The 286-nt window shown below is 51.4% G+C and carries 1 pseudogene; it reads right to left on the minus strand.

The features are described from left to right. Window positions 1-286, minus strand: a pseudogene (locus DW096_RS19630) (RHS repeat-associated core domain-containing protein); the annotation flags it as partial.

Genomic DNA, 286 nt, shown 5'->3' on the forward strand with positions numbered 1-286 from the left:
AGCGGTTCGCATTCGTGCTGATACTTGCTGTCTCGCCATAGGTAGCGTTCAGCATCCGGTCAAGACCGTCATAAGTGAATTTGTAACCGCGGACTGTACTTTCGTTCCCGGACTTCCAGGTCATGCTGCTGATATTGCCATTGTACTTCGCTGTACCCACACCCGTGTTGTAGTACACGTTCTGTGTGAAGCATGTACCGCTGATGCCCGTCAGCCAGCTACGCAGGTTGTAGGCATATGTCAGTTTGTTGATGCTCGTTCCGTGATACTGCTTGGTCAGCAAACG

This window comes from Bacteroides sp. AM07-18, from assembly GCF_003602695.1.
Lineage (GTDB): Bacteria > Bacteroidota > Bacteroidia > Bacteroidales > Bacteroidaceae > Bacteroides > Bacteroides uniformis.